Here is a 17960-nt window from a genome sequence, read left to right on the forward strand (position 1 = left end):
GCGTCCGGCCACTTCAGACGAGGGCCGCCGCCTCCCGTACGGAGAGGGTGGCGCCCTCCTCGTACCGTCGGGTGTACGTCGGCGCGTCGAGGGCCGCGCGCAGCGCCCGCTCCGCCTGGGCCCGTACCGCCGATTCGGTCTGCTCGGTGAAGGGGCGGAATCCGGCACCGCCGGCGTCCCCTCGGTGGACGTCGTACGCGCCGAGCAGGCGGGCGCCGTCCTCGGCGTCGTGCGGGCCGCCGCGTCCGGCCCGGGCCCAGGCCGCCGTCGGGAAGAGGCCGACGACGAGGTACGGGGCGACCAGGTAGGCGAGGCCTTCCACGTCCCGTACGGCACGGGTCAGCCGGTCGGCGGCGTCAGCGTACGCGCCGTCGAGGCAGTCGAGCCAGCCGCGCAGGCCCCCGGTCACGCCGAGGAAGAGGTCGGGTGCGTCGCCGCGGAACTCCGCCTCCATGCGATCGACCTGCTCCCGGGCGAGGGTGGTGCGCCCGGTGTGTCCGTAGTGCTGGGCGAGGAGCAGCCGGGCCGTGCTCACGGGCTCCCCGCTCGACTCGGCGGAGGCGTCGGCGGCGGCCTCGACGAGGAGCCGTTCGGCCGCAGCACGTTCCTCCGGGACCGCTTCCGCATCCGTGTCCGTCGCCGTCGCCGTCTCCGTCTCCGCATCCGTATCCACCCCCGTCTCCGTCGACAGGAGTCGCAGTCGTACGGCGGCGAGTCTGGCCGTGAACACGGTGGACTGGGAGCGGGCGCCGAGCCCGGCAGCGGCCTGCGCCGCCTGCTCGTAGTCGGCGGCGGCCTCGGCGAGGCGGCCCGATCGTTCGTATGCCTCGCCGCGCGCGGAGCGGGACTCGGCGATGCCCCAAGCGTCCCGCACCCGCTCGAAGTGGGCGAGCGCGGCTTCGGCGTCGGCGGGGCGGTCGCCGAGGAGCTTGGCCCGCAGCAGGTGGGTGAAGGCGAGGTCCCAGTCGAGGCCTTCGGCGCGACAGGCGGAGAGGAGTGCGTCGAGGGTCTCGGCGAGGCTGTGGAACTCGCCGGTCATCAGGCGCGCGAAGAACCACATGGTGCCCGGCTGGCGGCAGTTCTGCGGCATGCCGGGGCGGTAGGCAGAGACGATGGCGTCGAGGCGGGCGCGGGTCTCGGGCCGTTCGAGGGCGGTGGCGCCCTCACCGCCCTCGGACGCGAGGACGAGCAGCCGGCACCCGCGGCGCGCCTCCCACAGCTGCTCCTCGGACCACGGCGGCGGTGTGTCGGTGCAGCGGTCGGCGAGGGGCACGGCGTGTCGGACGGGCGCGGCGAACGGGTCGGGGCCGAGGGCGGCCGCCGCCTGCGACCAGACGCGGGCGTCGGCCTGCCGGGCACGGAGCTGCCAGAACCAGCTCATGGACAGGACGAGGCAGAGCGCCTCCTGCTCCGCGCCGAGGTCCACGGCGGTCCGCAGGGCGGCGGTCACGTTGCCGTGCTCGGTTTCGAGGCGCCTGAGCCAGACCGGCTGGCCGTCGCCGCGGAGCGCGGGGTCGGCGTGCCGGGCGAGCTCGCGGTAGTGGACCAGATGCCGGCGCTCGGCCTCCGCCCGGTCCCCGGCCTCGTCGAGCCGCTCCCCCGCGTACTCCGCGACCGTCTCCAGCAGCCGGTACCGCATGCCCCCGTCGTCACCGGGCGCCGCGACCACGAGCGACTTGTCGACAAGGGAACCCAGGACGTCGAGGGTGTCCGCCCCGGACCCCGGCACGCACACCGCCTCCGCCGCCTCCAGGTCACACCCGCCCGAGAACACCGAGAGCCGCCGCAACACGGCCCGTTCGGGCTCGGACAGCAGGTCCCAGGACCAGTCGACCACCGCCCGCAACGTCTGCTGACGCGGCAGAACCGTCCGCGCCCCCGAAGTCAGCAACCGGAACCGGTCGTCGAGCCGGTCCGCCACCTGCCGCGGCGACAACACCCGCAACCGCGCCGCCGCCAACTCGATCGCCAACGGCAGACCGTCCAGACGCCGACAGATCTCCGCACACGCCTCCGGATCGTCCGCCGGATCGAAACCCGGCCGGGCAGCCGTCCCCCGGTCGGCGAGCAGCCGCAGCGCCGTCCGCTCCGGCAACGGCTCCACCGGCCGTACGAACTCCCCCGGTACGCCCAGCGGTTCACGGCTCGTCGCGAGGACCGTCACCCCGGGACAGCGGACCAGGAGCACGGCCACCAACTCCGCCGCCGCCCCGATCACATGCTCACAGTTGTCCAGAAGCAGCAGCAGACGACGCGACGCGCAGTGCTCCACGAGACGGGTCAGCGCGTCCCTGGGCATGGCTCCCCACGACTGGGTCTCACGGCCGCCGAGCGCGGTGAGGGCAGCGGCCGACACCTCGGATTCGACGCGTACGGAGGCGAGTTCGGCCGACCCCACCCCGTCAGGCCACCGCTCCGCCTCCGCGTCGGCGGCCTCCAGCGCCAGCCTGGTCTTCCCCACCCCACCCGGTCCGATCAGGGTGACCAGCCGCCGCTTCCCCAACTCGGCCACCAGGCCGTCGAGTTCCCCTTCTCTCCCGACGAACGAGGTCGGCCGGGCGGGCAGTCGGAGCGACGTCCCCGCCACGGGCGGAGGCCCGTCGCCCGCCAGCAACTCCGCATGCAACTCACGCAGTTCGACCCCCGGGTCCGACCCCAGGCGGTCCGCGAGCACGGTGCGGACCTCGTCGTACACGCGCAGCGCCTCGGCCCCGCGTCCGGCGGCCCGCAGGGCGCGGATGCGGAGTGCCTGGACGGTCTCGTCCAGGGGTCGCTCCGCCGCGAGGGCCTCCAGCGGCGCCACGGCGGTCGTGGCCCGCCCGAGGGCCAGCTCGGCGGCGAGGCGGTCCTTGCGGGCGTGGGCGTGGCGCTGTTCCAGCCGTACGACGACGGGGTTGCCGGCCCGGCCCGGCAGATCGGCGAGCGCCGGCCCCCGCCACAGCCCGAGCGCCTCGTCGAGCAGGCTCGCCGCCCGCACCGCCTCCCCGGCCGCCAGCGCCTCCGCGCCCTCGGCGGCCAACCGCTCGAACACGTACAGGTCGACGTCCTCGGCCCCCGCCGCGAGCCGGTACCCGCCGGCGACGGAGTCCACCGCCTCCCGCCCCAGCGCCCGGCGGAGCCGCCCGATCAGCGCCTGGAGCGCCTCTGTGCCGTTCCCGGGCGGGTCGCCCTCCCAGATCAGCTCGATCAGCTCGTCCGCCCGTACGGCGCGCCCGGCCGCGCCCGCCAGCGCGGACAGCAGGGCCCGGAGGCGGGCACCGCTGAGCGCGGCCTCCCCGCCGTCGGCCCGAAGGGCCTGGCAGGGGCCGAGGACGCGGTACCGGATGATCACCGGCCCATTCTCCCCCGACCCGACCCGACCCCGACCCCGACCGGCCCGGCCGACCCCTCCGTCCCCTGCGGCCCCCCTGCGGCCCCCCTGCGCCCCCTGCGCCTCCCTGCGACCCCCGCACTCCCCGCACGGCCCTCGGCGCGCCCCCCTCGGTCACAACTCGGGCACTCGGTGTGTCGCCGCCATGGCGTCGGAGGGGTGCGGGTTCGACAATGGTGAGGATGACCGATGACGACCGGCGCACGCGCAGTGGCGAGATCGGGCCCACCGAGCGGCTCGCCATGAATCGGACCGGCAGCTTCGACTGGGACCTCGACACGGGCACCATCGACGTCGACGAGGCCGGGCTGCTGGTCTTCGGGCTGGACGCGAGCGAGTTCGACGGACGCCCCGCCACGCTCGTCCAGCGCCTCGACCCCGAGGAGCGCGGCCGGGTCGACGGGGTCGTGCGGGCGGCGATCACCAGCGGCGAGACCTCGTACACCGCGCAGTTCCGGATCGAGGGCGCCGACGGAGCACCCCAGTGGACGCACGTCCAGGCCCGAATTCTGCGGACGCCGGACGAGCGGGCCCACCGGATCGTCGGCATCGTCCGCGACACCACCGCCGAGGTCACCCACTCCGCCTTCGTCCTCGAGCTGGAGAAGCGGCGCGAGGTCCAGACGAGCATCGTCCAGCGGACCACGCACGCGCTGTCGCGGGCGGTGACCGTCGACGATGTGACGGCGGCCATGACCGGCCCCGGCGGGCTCGCTCGGCTCGGTGCGGACGGGCTCGCGCTGGGACTGGTCGAGAACGGCTCGCTGAACATCATCGCGCTGAGCGGGGAGTCCCTGGAGGCCCTGAACGACTTCCGGTCGCACCGGCTCGACCGGGGGCTGCCGCTGGCGGAGGCGGTGCTGAGCGGCCGGCCGCGGTTCGTGCCGGCGTTCGGCACCCTCGGGCGGGACTACCCGGAACTGGCTCCCTACGTCGAGCGGCTGAAGTTCACGTCCGCCTGCTACCTGCCGCTCGTCGCCCAGGCCCGCTCCCTGGGCGGGATGGCGCTGTTCTACCGGCGCCGCTCCGCGTTCAACGCCGACGAGCGCAACCTGCTGCTCGGCCTCGCCGCGATCGTCGCGCAGTCCCTCCAGCGCGCCATCCTCTTCGACGAGGAGCGGGAGCTGGCCACCGGGCTGCAGGAGACCATGCTGCCGCGCCGCATCCCGGCGATCTCGGGCGGAGAGATCGCCGTCCGCTACCACGCGGCCTGGAGCGGGCGGCAGGTCGGCGGCGACTGGTACGACGTGATCTCGCTGCCCCGGGGCAGGGTCGGGGTCGTCGTCGGGGACGTCCAGGGGCACGACACGCACGCGGCCGCGATCATGGGGCAGTTGCGGATCGCGCTGCGGGCGTACGCGGGTGAGGGCCACGCGCCCTCGACCGTCCTGGCCCGGGCCTCCCGTTTTCTCGCCGAGCTGGACACCAACCGCTTCGCGACCTGCACGTACGCCCAGGTCGACCTGGGCAGCGGGACCGTGCGCGCCGTGCGCGCCGGGCACCTGGGGCCGCTGATCCGGCACACCGACGGCCGCGTCGGGCAGCCCAAGCTGCGCGGCGGGCTGCCGCTGGGTCTTGCGACCGTGTTCGGGGACGAGGAGTTCCCGGAGACCCGGCTCGACCTCGTCCCCGGCGAGACGCTGGTGCTGTGCACCGACGGGCTGGTCGAGCAGCCGGGCTCGGACATCCAGGCCGGCCTCGACGCGCTGTCGGTGGCGATGAGCGCCGGTCCGCCGCAGGCGGAGGCGCTCGCGGACCACCTGTCGGAGCAGCTGTGGGAGCGCTGGGGTGCAGGGGACGACGTGGCGCTGCTGGTGTTGCGGCGCAGCCCGGACCCGGGGACGCCGCGTGCGCCGCGCATCCACCAGTACATCCACCAGGCCGATCCGCAGGGCCTCTCGGACGCGCGGGCCGCGGTGGGCCAGGCGTTGCGGGACTGGGGCATGTCCGAACTGGCCGACGACGCGGAGCTGTTGACCGGTGAGCTGCTCGTGAACGTCTTGCTGCACACGGAGGGCGGTGCGGTGCTCACCCTGGAGGTGCTGCCCGAGCCGGTACGTCGGGTACGGCTGTCGGTGCAGGACCGTTCGAGCGCCTGGCCCCGGCGTCGTACGCCCGGCGAGGCGGCGACCTCGGGGCGCGGGCTGCTGCTGCTCGACGCGCTGGCGTCGCGGTGGGGCGTGGAGCCGCGCGGCGAGGGCAAGGCGGTGTGGTGCGAGATCGGCCCGGTGCACGCCGCCACCACCGGGCGAGGGTGAGAGGCAAGGAGAGAGCCGGTATGGACCCCGTGGCGGCGCTGGACCGGATCGCCTTCCTGCTGGAGCGTTCGCAGGCGCCCACGTACCGCGTACGGGCGTTCCGTACCGCCTCCGCCGCCGTCGCGGCCATGGCGGACGGTGAGGCCGAGCGGCGCGCGACGGCCGGGACCCTGGAGACGGTGAAGGGCATCGGGCCGAAGACGGCCGCCGTGATCCGGGAGGCTCTGGAGGGGCGGGTGCCGGAGTATCTGGCGCGCCTGGAGGCCGAGATCCCCGTGCCCGAGGTCACCGGCGGCGAGACGCTGCGGGCGGCGCTGCGGGGCGACTGCCATCTCCACTCCGAGTGGTCCGACGGCGGCTCGACGATCGAGGACATGGGCCGCACGGCCGCGCGGATCGGCCACGAGTGGGCGGTCCTCACCGATCACTCCCCCAGCCTGAAGGTGGCGCGCGGCCTGTCGCCCGAGCGGCTGCGCGAGCAACTGGACGTGGTGGAGCGGCTGAACGAGGAGTGGGCGCCGTTCCGGCTGCTGACCGGGATCGAGTGCGACATCCTGGAGGACGGTTCGCTGGACCAGGAGCCGGAGCTCCTTGACCGCCTTGACCTGGTGGTCGGCTCCGTGCACTCGAAGCTGCGGATGGACGCGCCGGCGATGACCCGGCGGATGGAGAAGGCGGTACGCAATCCGCTGATGGACGTCCTCGGTCACTGCACGGGGCGGCTGGTCAGCGGGGGCCGGTTGCGGCCGGAGTCGGTCTTCGACGCGGAGCGCGTCTTCGCCGCCTGCGCGGAGTCGGGGACGGCGGTGGAGATCAACAGCCGCCCGGAGCGCCTCGACCCGCCGCGTCGGCTGCTGCGCCAGGCCGTGGAGGCGGGGGTGTGGTTCGCGGTGGACACGGACGCGCACGCCCCCGGTCAGCTGGAGTGGCAGATCTTCGGGTGCGCGCGGGCCGAGGAGTGCGAGGTGCCGACGGAGCGGGTGGTCAACACCTGGTCGGCGGACGAGCTGTTGGCGTGGACGCGCGGCGAGTAGGGCCTGTGGGAGCGGGAAGGGTGGTCAGCTCCGCTGCCAGACGGTCGTCGCGTTGCAGAACTCGCGGATGCCGTGGCCGGAGAGCTCACGACCGTAGCCGGAGCGTTTCACGCCACCGAACGGGAGCGCGGGGTGCGAGGCCGTCATCCCGTTGACGAAGACGCCGCCCGCCTCCAAGTCCCGTACGAAGAAGGCGATGTCCGCGTCGTCGCGCGTCCACACGTTCGAACTCAGCCCGAACGGTGAGTCGTTGGCGACGGCCACGGCCTCCTCGATGTCGCTGACCTGATAGAGGGTGGCGACCGGGCCGAACGTCTCCTCCTGGTGGATGCGCATCTCGGGAGTGATGTCGGCCAGCACGGTCGGAAGGTAGAACCAGCCGCGCGACCGGTCCGAGGGGCGGGATCCGCCGCAGAGGACCGTGGCACCCTTGCGTACGGCGTCGTCGACGAGTTCCTCCAGGTCGGCCCGGCCCTGCTCGGTGGCGAGCGGGCCGACGTCGGTGGCCTCGTCGAGGGGGTCGCCGACCGTGAGCGCGGACATGGCGGCCGTGAAGCGTTCGGCGAAGTGGTCGTAGACGTCGCCGTGGACGATGAACCGCTTGGCCGCGATGCAGGACTGGCCGTTGTTCTGCACGCGCGCGGTGACGGCGGTCTTCACGGCACGGGTGACGTCGGCGGACGGCATCACGATGTACGGGTCGCTGCCGCCGAGCTCCAGGACTGTCTTCTTGACCTCGTCGCCCGCGATGGCGGCGACCGAGCGGCCGGCCGGCTCGCTGCCGGTGAGGGTGGCGGCGACGACCCGCCGGTCGCGCAGGACCGCCTCGACGGCGCCGGAGCCGATGAGGAGGGTCTGGAAGCAGCCCTCGGGGAATCCGGCCCGGCGGAAGAGATCACCCAGGTAGAGGGCGGTCCGCGGGACGTTGGAGGCGTGCTTGAGCAGTCCGGTGTTCCCGGCCATGAGCGCGGGCGCGGCGAACCGGATGACCTGCCAGAGCGGGAAGTTCCACGGCATGACGGCGAGGATCGGGCCGAGGGGCCGGTAGTGGACGCGTGCAGCGTCCGCGCCGGAGTCCCGCACGTCGGCCGGGGCCGGGTGCTCGTCGGCGAGCAGCGCCTCGGCGTGGTCGGCGTACCAGCGCATCGACTTGGCGCACTTGGCGGCCTCGGCACGGGCGGCCTTGATCGGCTTGCCCATCTCGGTGGTCATCGTGCGGGCGACGTCCTCGGCGTCCTCGTCGAGGAGGTCGGCGGCCCGGCGCATGAGACGGGCGCGCTCGGCGAACGAGGTCGCGCGGTACTGGCGGAACGTCTCGTGAGAGGCGGCGACCCGCCGCTCCACCTCGTCGTGACCGTGCGCGTCATACGTACGCAGCGTCTCCCCCGTGGCGGGGTTTACGGTGGCGATCGCCATCTCAGCTCCTCCTGACCGTCCGCCCCACAGGCACCCTCCCGCGCCCAGGACCGGACCGCAATCGGGGAGGGGGCGCGGGGGTGAGGGCCCCGGCCTCCCTGGGCCCCCGGACGCCCCCTAGAGGTCCCGGCCCGGAGTCGCGCGCGGAGCCCCCGCGGGCGGCGACACCCAGTGCAGCGCCCCCGCCAGATGGCCCCCGAACGTCTCGTCCTCGTACGCCTCCGACGCGTGGCCGAGCGCCGTGAAGAAAACCCGGCCCTCGCCCACCTCACGGCACCAGACCAGGGGGTGGTCCGCGCCCAGCGTTCCGCCCCGGTACGTCGACTCGTCCGCGCGGGCCAGGACCCGTACGCCGGCGCTCCGCGGGTTCGACGTGAAGTTGTACCACTCGTCCGTCCAGGACCAGCGGCCCGGCAGCGCGGCCGTCGCCGGGTGGTCCGGCGCGTCCACGCACACCACGCCCGGCTGGATCTCCGGGTGGCCGTCGAAGCGGGTGCCGAGCAGCTCGCCGTAGAAGGGCCAGTCGGGCTCCGCGTTGGCCGCCGCGTGGATCGCGAGGAAGCCTCCGCCGCCGAGGACGTACGCCTCGAAGGCCGTACGGGCCGACTCGGTCAGGACCGTGCCGGTCGTGGAGAGGAAGACCACCGCCGCGCACCGCCCGAGCCGCTCCGCCGTGAAGGCGCCCGGGTCCTCGGTCGCCTCGGCCTCGTACCCCGCCGCCTCCGCCAGCGCCACCAGCGCCTTCGCGCCCGCCGGGATCGAGTCGTGGCGGTAGCCGGCGGTACGGGTGTAGATCAGGACGTTGATCGGAACGTCGGTGCTCGGCACGAGGTCAGCTCCCCCAGGCGGTAAGCGCTTTCTCCATTCGGCGCTCGGCCGACCGTAGTCACCCGCGCCCCCGCACCGCAACCACGACCACGACCACGACCACGACCGAACCATTGGCGAATCGGATACATCTCTGTATCTTCTGGCGGGCATCGCGCCCCGCAAGCCGGATCGCGTCCCGCCCGTCGTGAGGAGCCCCCGTGAGCACTCTCCCGCCCGCCCTGGCCGCCGCCGTGGGCCCGCTGCCCGAGGGGGTCACCCTCCCGTTGCCGCCCACCTTCGACTCCGTCGAGGAGGAGCGCCGCTACCGCAAGGAACAACTCGCGGCGGGATTCCGGCTCTTCGGGCGGTTCGGGTTCTCCGAGGGGGTCGCCGGGCACATCACCGTCCGCGACCCGGAGAACCCGGACGCCTTCTGGGTCAACCCGTTCGGGATGAGCTTCAGCCAGATCAAGGCCTCCGATCTGATCGTCGTCGACCACGAGGGCACCGTGCTCTCCGGCAACCGGCCCGTGAACCGTGCCGCGTTCGTCATCCACTCGCAGGTGCACGCGGCCCGGCCCGACGCGGTCGCCGCCGCGCACTCGCACTCGCTGCACGGCAAGGCGTTCTCCAGCCTCGGCATCCCGCTCGCGCCGATCACCCAGGACGCCTGCGCCTTCTTCGAGGACCACGGGATCTACGACGACTACCGGGGCGTCGTCAACGAGCTGGACGAGGGCAAGCGCGTCGCGAAGGCCCTCGCGGGACACAAGGCGGTCATCCTCAAGAACCACGGGCTGCTCACCGTCGGGCAGTCGGTCGCCGAGGCCGTCTGGTGGTTCGTCACCATGGAACGCTCCTGCCAGGCCCAGCTGTTGGCCATGGCCGCCGGTACGCCGCAGCTGATCGACCGCGAGACGGCGCTCGTCACCCGGGGCCAGGTCGGCACGCACCTGGCCGGCTGGTTCCAGGCCCGGCCGCTGTGGGACCAGATCACCGCCTCCGACCCCGACCTCTTCGACTGACCGCTCCGCTAGCGGCCGGTATCGATCTCCCGGGTCGAGGCCGCCAACAGCGGGGCGAGGAAGTCCCGTTCCAGGCTGCCCGGCGGCAACTCCTCCGGCTCGACATAGCTCTGCGCGAGTCCGCCCTCGCGCAGGGCGATCAGCATCCGGGCGAACCTGTCCGCGTCCACGGTCAGTTCGCGTCCCGCCCTGCGCAGTACGGCCGTCAGGCCTCGGGCGATCTCGGCCCGCAGCCGGGCGTCGTGCCGGGCGAGCACCCAGGCCGCCTGCCGGTCCCGGATGGCGTGCAGGGTGAACTCGGTGGTGACGAGGTACCAGTCGCGCTCGTCCGGTTCGATCCGGGCGGCGAGTTCGGCGAGCCGCTCCAGCGTGTAGTCCTCGGCGGCGAGGGTGTCGACGGCCTCCGCGAGCCGCCGTACGGTCCGCTCGCTGTGCTCGTCGAAGAGGGCGAGGAAGAGCTCTTCCTTGCTGGCGAAGTTCGAGTAGTACGCGCCCCGGGTGTAGCCGGCGCGCTCACAGATCTGCTCGATGGAGGTGGCGTGGAAGCCGTGCTCGGCGAAGGTCTCCAGAGCGGCCTTGAGCAGGGCTGCTCTGGTGCGGGGCCGACGCTTGGTGACACCTTTCGGCACGGGTGGGCCCTCCTTCGGCGGTGCTGGAGGCGCCCACGATACCGGCGGCTCTCGCAGGCACGGATCGGCCCCGGAAGATAAAATTCACGCATGGGACAGCGGCCCGTCGCGCCCGCCGCACCCGAGCTCGTCCTCGAGATCCACGGGGACGCAACCGTGATGAGTCCGAGCCGGGTCTACCGCATCGGGCGCGACCCCACCAGCGACATCGTCCTCGACGACGACCGCACCTCCTGGCACCACGCGGTCCTGCGGGCCGTCGGTGACCACTGGACCCTCGAGGACGAGGGCAGCACCAACGGAACGTACGCGGACAGCCACCGCGTCGCCGTGCGCGAGGTCGGCCCGGGGACGGTCATCCGATTCGGGCACCCCGGAGACGGCCCCCTCGCGGTGCTGTCGGGCACGGCGACGGCCCCGGCTGTCCCGGCGCCCGAGGCCCCGGCGCCGGAAGCGCCGTCGCCCGGAGTCCCGGAAGCCCCCCAAACCCCCGAACCTCCCTTCGTACGGGAGCCGGGCCCCGGAGCCCCCGTACCCCCGCCGCCGCCCGTGCCGGGTCCCGAACCGTCGCCGGTGCCGCCTCCCGTACCGGTTCCCGAGCCGCCGGCTCCCGCGCCGCCGCGCACCCCGCCGCGGCCGTCCTCGGTCTCGCATCCGGCCCTGACCGGCACCTTCCGCCGGCCCACGTCCGTGCGGCCGCTGCCGACGCGCACCGTCCGCATCGGCCGGGCGCCCGAGAACGACCTGGTCGTCGACGATCTCGTCGTCTCACGGCGCCACGCCGAACTGCGCGCCCACCCGGACGGCACGTACTGGATTCAGGACCTCGGCAGCCACAACGGCACCTTCCTCAACGGCGCCCCCGTCGTCGAGGCCCGCGTCACCCCGGACGACATCGTCGGCATCGGGCACTCCGCCTTCTGCCTCATCGGGGGACAGCTCGTCGAGTTCACCGACACCGGTGAGGTCTCCCTCGACGTGCAGGACCTCGCCGTCACGGTCGATCACGGCCGGAAGACGCTCCTGGAGGAGGTGTCCTTCCCGGTCGGGCAGAAGTGCCTGCTCGCGGTGGTCGGGCCGTCCGGCGCGGGCAAGTCGACGCTGCTCGGCGCGCTCACGGGTCAGCGTCCCGCCGACCACGGCACGGTCCTCTACGACGGCCGGGACCTCTACCGCGACTACGCGGAGCTGCGCCAGCGCATCGGCCTCGTCCCGCAGGACGACATCCTCCATCTGCAGCTCACCGTGCGCCGTGCCCTCGCCTACGCCGCCGAGTTGCGCTTCCCCGAGGACACGGCCGCCGCCGAACGCAAGGCGCGGGTGGACGAGGTGATCGGCGAACTCGGCCTCGTCGAGCGGGCACAGCAGCCCATCCACAGTCTCTCCGGCGGCCAGCGCAAGCGGGTGAGCGTGGCCCTCGAGCTGCTCACCAAGCCGTCGTTGCTCTTCCTCGACGAGCCGACGTCCGGTCTCGACCCGGGCATGGACCGGTCCGTGATGCACATGCTGCGCGGGCTCGCCGACGACGGCCGTACGGTCATCGTCGTCACGCACAGCGTCCTGAGCCTGGACGTCTGCGACCGGCTGCTCGTCCTCGCGCCCGGTGGGCGTGTCGCCTACTTCGGGCCGCCGGACGACACCCTGGGCTTCTTCGGTTTCGACCAGTGGCCCGAGGCGTTCGAGGCCTTCGAGACCGAGCGCGGGCGGGACTGGGCGGGGCAGTACCGCTCGTCGCGCTTCCACCGGCAGTACATCTCCGACGCGATGCAACGGGCCGGGCTGCCCGCCGGCGGGGCCGTTCCCGAGCCCCCGCCGCCGCGCAAGGCGCAGAGCTGGGGTTCCCAGCTCCGTACGCTCGTACGCCGGTACGCGGCGGCGCTCTCCGCCGACCGCACGTTCCTGGCCATCATGATCGCCCTGCCGTTCATCATGGGGGCGATGGCCCGGGCACTCTCGGAGGGCAGCCTCAACGCCGAGTCGACGCTGAACGTGCTGCTGATCCTGTGTGTCGGCGGCGTACTGACGGGTGCGGCCAACGCCGTGCGGGAGCTCGTGAAGGAACGCACGATCTACCGCCGCGAGAGAGCCGTCGGCCTCTCCCGCTCCGCGTACCTCATGTCGAAGGTGGTGGTGCTCGGGCTTATCACCGTCGTCCAGGCGGTGGTCCTCACGCTCGTCGCGCTGATCGGGGTCCCGCTGAACGTACCGGGCGGCAAGGGCGTGCTGATGCCGCCGCTCATCGAGCTGACGCTCGCGGTCGCGCTGCTGTCCTTCACGGCGATGATGCTCGGTCTGTTCGTCTCCGCCCTTGTGCGCAAGGAGGAGGTGACGATGCCGCTGCTCGTCCTCCTGGCCATCGTGCAGGTGGTGTTCTGCGGAGCTCTGCTCACCGTCACCGGGACGCCTGTCCTGGAGCAGTTGGCGTGGCTGGTGCCGTCGCGGTGGGCGTTCGCGGCGATGGGAGCGACGATCGACATCGGGACGACCGCGCCGAGCGACAAGACGGCCGATCCCCTGATGGACCACACCGTGGGCGCGTGGCTGTTCGACATGGGGATGCTGGTGGTGCTGTGTGTCGTGCTCGGCTTCCTGGTGGCGAGGCTGTTGCGGCGGCACGAGCCGGTGGTCATGCGGAAGTAGCCGATTTCGGATCCAATATCCATGATCCGATATCCGATATCCGAAATCCCCGATCCCAAGTCCGGAACAGTGAAGGCAGGCGGCCCATGGGCATCCCGGTCACTCCCCCGGTACCCGACGGCGTACCGGACTTCCGGCCGACTCACATCGTGCCGCGCGACGGTCTGCCCGCCTGGGAGGGTCCCGACCCGGCCCTCCCGACCGTGCCCCTCGACGCGTTCCTGCCCGTGCAGCTGACGCAGCGGGTCGGCGACTGGGGCGAGGTCCTGTGCTCCAACGGCTGGTCCGCTTGGGTGGACGCCCGGCTGCTCGTCTCCGTACCGGTGGATCCGCCGGAGGCCCGTCAGCCGCTCGCCAGGACCGCCGACCCCCGCCCCCTGATCGCCCGGGCGGAGGAGTCGCTCGGCAGGTACCGGCGGGCCGCGGAGGAGCTGGCGGCCTCGCGGGTCGACCGGGACACGTTCCAGCGGCGGACGCACGGGCTGCGGGTGGGGATGGTGGTCGACGGCGAGGCCCTCTGGCTGTACGACGCGGAGCACGAGCGCTGGGTGTACTGCGACGGTACGGCCCTGAGTACCTACGCGGCCTCGTCCGGGCCATCGGTCGCCGCCGTCGTGCACGAGCCGACGCGGGTGGTGCCCCGCCTGGAGGAGGACGATCAGCGGCAGGCGCCCGCCGGCCCGCCCCCCACCCAGGTCGTGGACCAGGCGCAGCTGCCGGGTGAGGGCTGATGGGCGGCCCGGCCCGGGACACGGACCTGCCCGCAGGCCGGGAGTCGGGGCTGGTCGGCAAGCAGATCGCGGACTACCGCGTCGAGGCGGAGATCGGCCGCGGCGGGATGGCGGTCGTGTATCGGGCGCGTGACCTGCGCCTCGACCGGACGGTGGCGTTGAAGCTGCTCGCGCCCGAACTGGCCCGCAACGACACGTTCCGCAAGCGGTTCGCACACGAGTCGCGGGTGGCGGCCGCGATCGACCATCCGCACATCGTGCCGGTCTTCGAGGCGGGTGAGACGGAGGGCGTCCTGTACATCGCGATGCGCTTCGTCGCCGGCCAGGACCTGCGGGCGCTCCTCGACCGCGAGGGCCCACTCCCGACGGTGAAGGCGGGTCGGATCGCCGTGCAGGTGGCGTCGGCGCTGGACGCGGCGCACGCGCACGACCTGGTGCACCGGGACGTGAAGCCGGGCAACATCCTGGTCGCCGAGGGCACCGACCGCGACCATCCCGAGCATGTGTACCTCACGGACTTCGGGCTCACGAAGAAGTCCCTGTCGCTGACCGGTCTGACGACGGTCGGGCAGTTCGTGGGCACGCTCGACTATGTGGCGCCCGAGCAGATCTCGGGGAAGCCGGTGGACGGCCGCTGCGACGTGTACAGCCTGGCGTGCGTGGTCTACGAGACGCTCACGGGCGCGCCGCCGTTCCGCCGCGACGACGACATGGCACTGCTCTGGGCCCACCAGTACGACCCCCCGCCCCCGGCGTCGTCCGAACGGCCCGAACTGACCGAGGCGGCGGACCAGGTGCTCTCGAAGGCGCTGGCGAAGGTGCCGGAGGAGCGGTACGGAACGTGTCTGGAGTTCGTCGCGGCGCTGCGGGCGGCCCTGGAGCGGGGCGGCCCCGGTCCTGGCCCGGGCCGCGACGACGGCGAAGGGCCGAAACCACCGCCCCCGCCGCCCCAACCGCCCGCCTGGGCCCGCCCGGTCTTCCGGGAGCCGCCCGCCGCTTGGTACTAGGCGCCTGGCACGTGGCACCCGGTACTAGACCTTCCCGCGGGTGTCCGTCTCGTCGCGGCGGCGCACGCTGGAGGCGAGGAGGCCGCCGAGGAATCCGGCGACGAGCCCCCAGAGCAGGGCGAAGCCGACGATCTTCCAGACGTCGGGGCGCAGGATGACCTGGCCGCCGAGGGATTCGAGTTCGCCGATGCCGAGGATGGAGAGCCCGAAGCGCGCCTCGACGAGGGTGACGGGGGCGATGACCAGCATGGTCAGGGCGAACGCGAGGCCCAGGTGGAGGGCGTGCTGCCAGAGCCGCGTCCGGGCGGGCGAGCGGAGGGCTGCCACGAAGGCCACGGCGAGCACGAGGACGGCCGCCACCGGGAGCATCCACCAGGCCCTGGAGTCGTACGAGGCGAGGGAGGACAGGTCCACCGTGGAGAGGCCCTCGGTGTCGGTGCGGAGCACCGCGTCGAGGATGGGCGGCATCGGCAGCCCGAACGGCCCTTCGACCGTGCCCTGCCAGGAACCGCCGATCCCGACCCCGAGGGCGAGCCAGCTGACATTGGGCAGCCCCAGCAGGATGACCGCGAACGTCTCGGCCGCGTGGCCCCGCATGGCGGCCACGACGATGCCGATGACCAGGCCGATGACGACGTACGCGAGGACCAGGAGCAGCATCGCGGAGGCGACCGGCCGGACGGCTTCGTGGTAGCGGACCAGGCGCGGCGGGAGCGGTGTCGCGCGCGAGACCAGGAGGGCGATCAGGAGCACGCCGAGGATCCACAGGAGCCCGTAGAGCAGCGTGGGGCCGATCTCGGTGCGGAAGCCGACGGTGGGGTTCACCGCGTCGAGGAGTTCGCCGAACAGGTCGGACATCGGGTCCTCGCTCTGTCCGCCGGGGAGCGTGACGGGGAAGTCGCGGCGGGCGAGGGCGGAGAGCCCGGCGAGCGCGGCCAGCCAGAGCACGACGGTGCGCGCGACACGGGCGAGGAGGTCACCCGTCCGGGCGACGGCGTGGTGGCGGAGCGGCAGGAGGAAGCAGAATCCGGTGACCAGTGCGCCCACCAGGGTGACGGTGAGGGGCATGGCGGTCAGTTCGGCGTTCGTACCGGCGAGTGCGCTCGCGTCGCCGGAGAGGCTGATCTGGCCGCCGACGGCCATGACGACGACCGCGGCGACGACGTTGACGAAGCCGCCGGGCAGGTCGGCGGCGCCCGCGGCCCAGAGGCCGAGTGCGGCGACGACGGCCATCGCGAGGAACCCGGCGAGGACGGCTACCAGGGCCTCGCCCCAGTGGCGGGCGAAGTGGCCGGTGTCGTGCGCCGGGCGGGACGTGGTGGGGAGCCGACTGCTCACGCTCACCACGCTAGTACCGGAGGTTCCTGCTCGCAGGGCCTGTGGACAACGTCCGCTTGCGGGCAGGGCCCGTTCCGCGCACACAATGGGCGCGGAACGGAAGAAAGGGAAAAAATGTGACTTCCCACCCGCCGTCCGGCCGCCCCTCGGTTCCTCCCTCAGGTCCGCCTTCGGGTCCCCTCTCGGGCCCGAGCACCAGCCCGGGGCAGGCCGGTCCCCCACCACCCCCCGGACCCCCGCACGACGGCACGGGGGGTGGCTCGGGCGGTTCCGGCGGATCCGGGGGCGGCGGCGGTACGGGGGGCGGCCAGGGCGAAGGCGGTGGCGGCGGCCCCTGGTGGCGCTCCGTCCCCAAGGTCGCCTCGGTCACGGCGGTGCTGGTCGCGGCCGTGGCCCTGGTGGTCGTCCTCACCCGTCCGGACGGCAACGGCGGTGACGCCGGGGGCTCCGGCGGCGGCGAGGTGTTCCTGCAGAACGCCTCGGCGACCGGCCCCGACCCGTTCACCAAGTCGACGGCCCGTGCCTCCAATGCCGCGCAGTCGCCCACCCCGCTGCCCAGCCCGACCGCCACCGGGGACGTCACCGCCACGCGCAGCGTGTCCGGTTCGGCGGCGGGCCTGTACGGCGGTACGCAGAACACGGCGAGCTGCGACGTGGAGCAGCAGGTCCGCTACCTGTCCGCCGAGCCGGCCAAGAACGCGGGCTTCGCCCAGGTCCTGGGGATCTCCACCGGCGAAGTGCCGGGGTATCTGCGCTCCCTGACCCCGCTTCAGCTCCGGGTCGACACCCGGGTGACCAATCATGGCTTCCGGGACGGTGCCCCGACCTCGTACCAGGCGGTGCTCCAGGCCGGTACGGCCGTGCTCGTCGACGACCGGGGCGTGCCCCGGGTGCGCTGTGCCTGCGGAAACCCCCTGAAGCCTCCGGTCGCCCAGAAGGATCCGAAGACGACGGGGACCAAGTGGGCGGGCTATCAACCCTCCCAGGTGGTCGTCGTGACGCCCTCGGTGACCGTGGTGAACGTCTTCGTCGTGTACGACCCCGAGGACGACGGCTGGTTCGCCCGCGAGCCGGGCGACACGGGGAAGCAGGACAAGCCGACGAAGCCGCCGACGGCGCCCCCGTCGCCCTCCGTCTCGGGCTCGGTCACCGACTCCCCCAGTTCGCCGTCGACGTCCCCGTCCTCGCCGGTGCCCTGTGTGACGGTGACGGGTGGGGAGCCGCCCACGCCCAGTGGTGGCGTCACCCCTCCGGCCTGCCCGTCGGCGCCGTCGTCGTCCTCGCCGGCTCCCGAGTCGCCCGCGTCGCCCGAGTCGCCCGCCTCACCGGATTCGCCGAATCCGCAGTCGGAACCGGCGACCGACGACACGACGGCGACGAACGGAACACCCTCGGACGACACCACCGGCACCACGGAGCAGTCGGCGTCGGTGAGCCCACAGTCGGCGGAGATCTCGGAGTCGACTTCCGGGCCGGCCCCGCAGCCCGGGCCGAACGCCGCCGGGCACGTCCTCGCGAACGCTCAACCGGTCTCCTGAAGGCGTGCGCAGGACGCGGCGGCGGACTCGGCTCCGTCGCCGCCCCTGCGGCGTCGGCCCGCCACCGACACGGCCGCGCCGAACTTTCGGATCCAATATCCGATTGGCAGAGGCTCCGCGAGACGTTCCTCCGCCCGCTTCTGCCACAGCCTCTCGTCACGGTC

The 17960-nt window shown here is 73.3% G+C and carries 12 protein-coding genes; 7 read left to right on the plus strand and 5 right to left on the minus strand.

What is annotated here, in order from left to right; all coding sequences use genetic code 11:
• Window positions 1–13: 13 nt before the first annotated feature.
• Window positions 14–3325 carry a BTAD domain-containing putative transcriptional regulator gene (locus ACWCO8_RS23705; protein ID WP_451033980.1) on the minus strand — a complete coding sequence of 1104 codons (3312 nt, stop codon included), beginning with the start codon at window positions 3323–3325 and terminating at the stop codon, window positions 14–16.
• 227 nt (window positions 3326–3552) lie between these two features.
• Here ACWCO8_RS23705 and ACWCO8_RS23710 point away from each other — a divergent pair, with 227 nt between their 5' ends.
• Window positions 3553–5628, plus strand: coding sequence for a SpoIIE family protein phosphatase (locus ACWCO8_RS23710; protein WP_451033913.1), 2076 nt, complete (start codon window positions 3553–3555; stop codon window positions 5626–5628).
• Window positions 5629–5648: 20 nt separating this feature from the next.
• Entirely contained in the window at window positions 5649–6662 is a 1014-nt protein-coding gene (locus ACWCO8_RS23715; protein ID WP_362016757.1) for a PHP domain-containing protein, read from the plus strand.
• Window positions 6663–6686: 24 nt separating this feature from the next.
• Here the strand turns inward: ACWCO8_RS23715 and ACWCO8_RS23720 are convergent, their stop codons facing one another.
• Both ACWCO8_RS23720 and ACWCO8_RS23725 read right to left on the minus strand, forming a co-directional pair.
• On the minus strand, window positions 6687–8078 hold the full coding sequence (locus ACWCO8_RS23720) for an NADP-dependent succinic semialdehyde dehydrogenase (RefSeq protein ID WP_451033914.1): 1392 nt from the start codon (window positions 8076–8078) through the stop codon (window positions 6687–6689).
• A 117-nt stretch (window positions 8079–8195) separates the two neighbouring features.
• Window positions 8196–8906 (minus strand): ThuA domain-containing protein, encoded by a 711-nt coding sequence (locus ACWCO8_RS23725; protein WP_451033915.1) that lies wholly within the window; start codon window positions 8904–8906, stop codon window positions 8196–8198.
• A gap of 200 nt (window positions 8907–9106) precedes the next feature.
• On the opposite strand from ACWCO8_RS23725, the gene ACWCO8_RS23730 reads away from it, so the two are divergent.
• Window positions 9107–9913 carry a class II aldolase/adducin family protein gene (locus tag ACWCO8_RS23730; RefSeq protein WP_451033916.1) on the plus strand — a complete coding sequence of 269 codons (807 nt, stop codon included), beginning with the start codon at window positions 9107–9109 and terminating at the stop codon, window positions 9911–9913.
• An 8-nt stretch (window positions 9914–9921) separates the two neighbouring features.
• Here the strand turns inward: ACWCO8_RS23730 and ACWCO8_RS23735 are convergent, their stop codons facing one another.
• Window positions 9922–10542, minus strand: a complete 621-nt coding sequence (locus tag ACWCO8_RS23735) for a TetR/AcrR family transcriptional regulator (protein ID WP_362016749.1) — start codon at window positions 10540–10542, stop codon at window positions 9922–9924.
• 90 nt (window positions 10543–10632) lie between these two features.
• On the opposite strand from ACWCO8_RS23735, the gene ACWCO8_RS23740 reads away from it, so the two are divergent.
• From ACWCO8_RS23740 to ACWCO8_RS23750, 3 genes are all read left to right on the plus strand, one after another.
• Complete coding sequence (locus ACWCO8_RS23740; protein ID WP_451033917.1) at window positions 10633–13182, plus strand: FHA domain-containing protein; 2550 nt, start codon at window positions 10633–10635, stop codon at window positions 13180–13182.
• A gap of 86 nt (window positions 13183–13268) precedes the next feature.
• Window positions 13269–13913, plus strand: coding sequence for a hypothetical protein (locus ACWCO8_RS23745; RefSeq protein WP_362016745.1), 645 nt, complete (start codon window positions 13269–13271; stop codon window positions 13911–13913).
• Entirely contained in the window at window positions 13913–14920 is a 1008-nt protein-coding gene (locus tag ACWCO8_RS23750) for a serine/threonine-protein kinase (protein ID WP_362016743.1), read from the plus strand. The genes ACWCO8_RS23745 and ACWCO8_RS23750 overlap by 1 nt, the downstream gene beginning before the upstream one ends.
• Before the next feature lie 24 nt (window positions 14921–14944).
• On the opposite strand, the gene ACWCO8_RS23755 is transcribed toward ACWCO8_RS23750, so the two are convergent.
• Entirely contained in the window at window positions 14945–16258 is a 1314-nt protein-coding gene (locus ACWCO8_RS23755; RefSeq protein ID WP_362016741.1) for a streptophobe family protein, read from the minus strand.
• A 116-nt stretch (window positions 16259–16374) separates the two neighbouring features.
• Here ACWCO8_RS23755 and ACWCO8_RS23760 point away from each other — a divergent pair, with 116 nt between their 5' ends.
• Complete coding sequence (locus tag ACWCO8_RS23760; protein WP_451033918.1) at window positions 16375–17796, plus strand: DUF6777 domain-containing protein; 1422 nt, start codon at window positions 16375–16377, stop codon at window positions 17794–17796.
• Window positions 17797–17960: the final 164 nt, after the last annotated feature.

Source organism: Streptomyces sp. NPDC001927 (assembly GCF_053594455.1).

Coding starts and splice junctions, on each gene's coding strand:
- ACWCO8_RS23710 (WP_451033913.1), top strand. CDS start 3,553: ATGACCGATGACGACCGGCGCACGCGCAGTGGCGAGATCGGGCCCACC.
- ACWCO8_RS23715 (WP_362016757.1), top strand. CDS start 5,649: ATGGACCCCGTGGCGGCGCTGGACCGGATCGCCTTCCTGCTGGAGCGT.
- ACWCO8_RS23720 (WP_451033914.1), bottom strand. CDS start 8,078: ATGGCGATCGCCACCGTAAACCCCGCCACGGGGGAGACGCTGCGTACG.
- ACWCO8_RS23740 (WP_451033917.1), top strand. CDS start 10,633: ATGGGACAGCGGCCCGTCGCGCCCGCCGCACCCGAGCTCGTCCTCGAG.
- ACWCO8_RS23745 (WP_362016745.1), top strand. CDS start 13,269: ATGGGCATCCCGGTCACTCCCCCGGTACCCGACGGCGTACCGGACTTC.
- ACWCO8_RS23750 (WP_362016743.1), top strand. CDS start 13,913: ATGGGCGGCCCGGCCCGGGACACGGACCTGCCCGCAGGCCGGGAGTCG.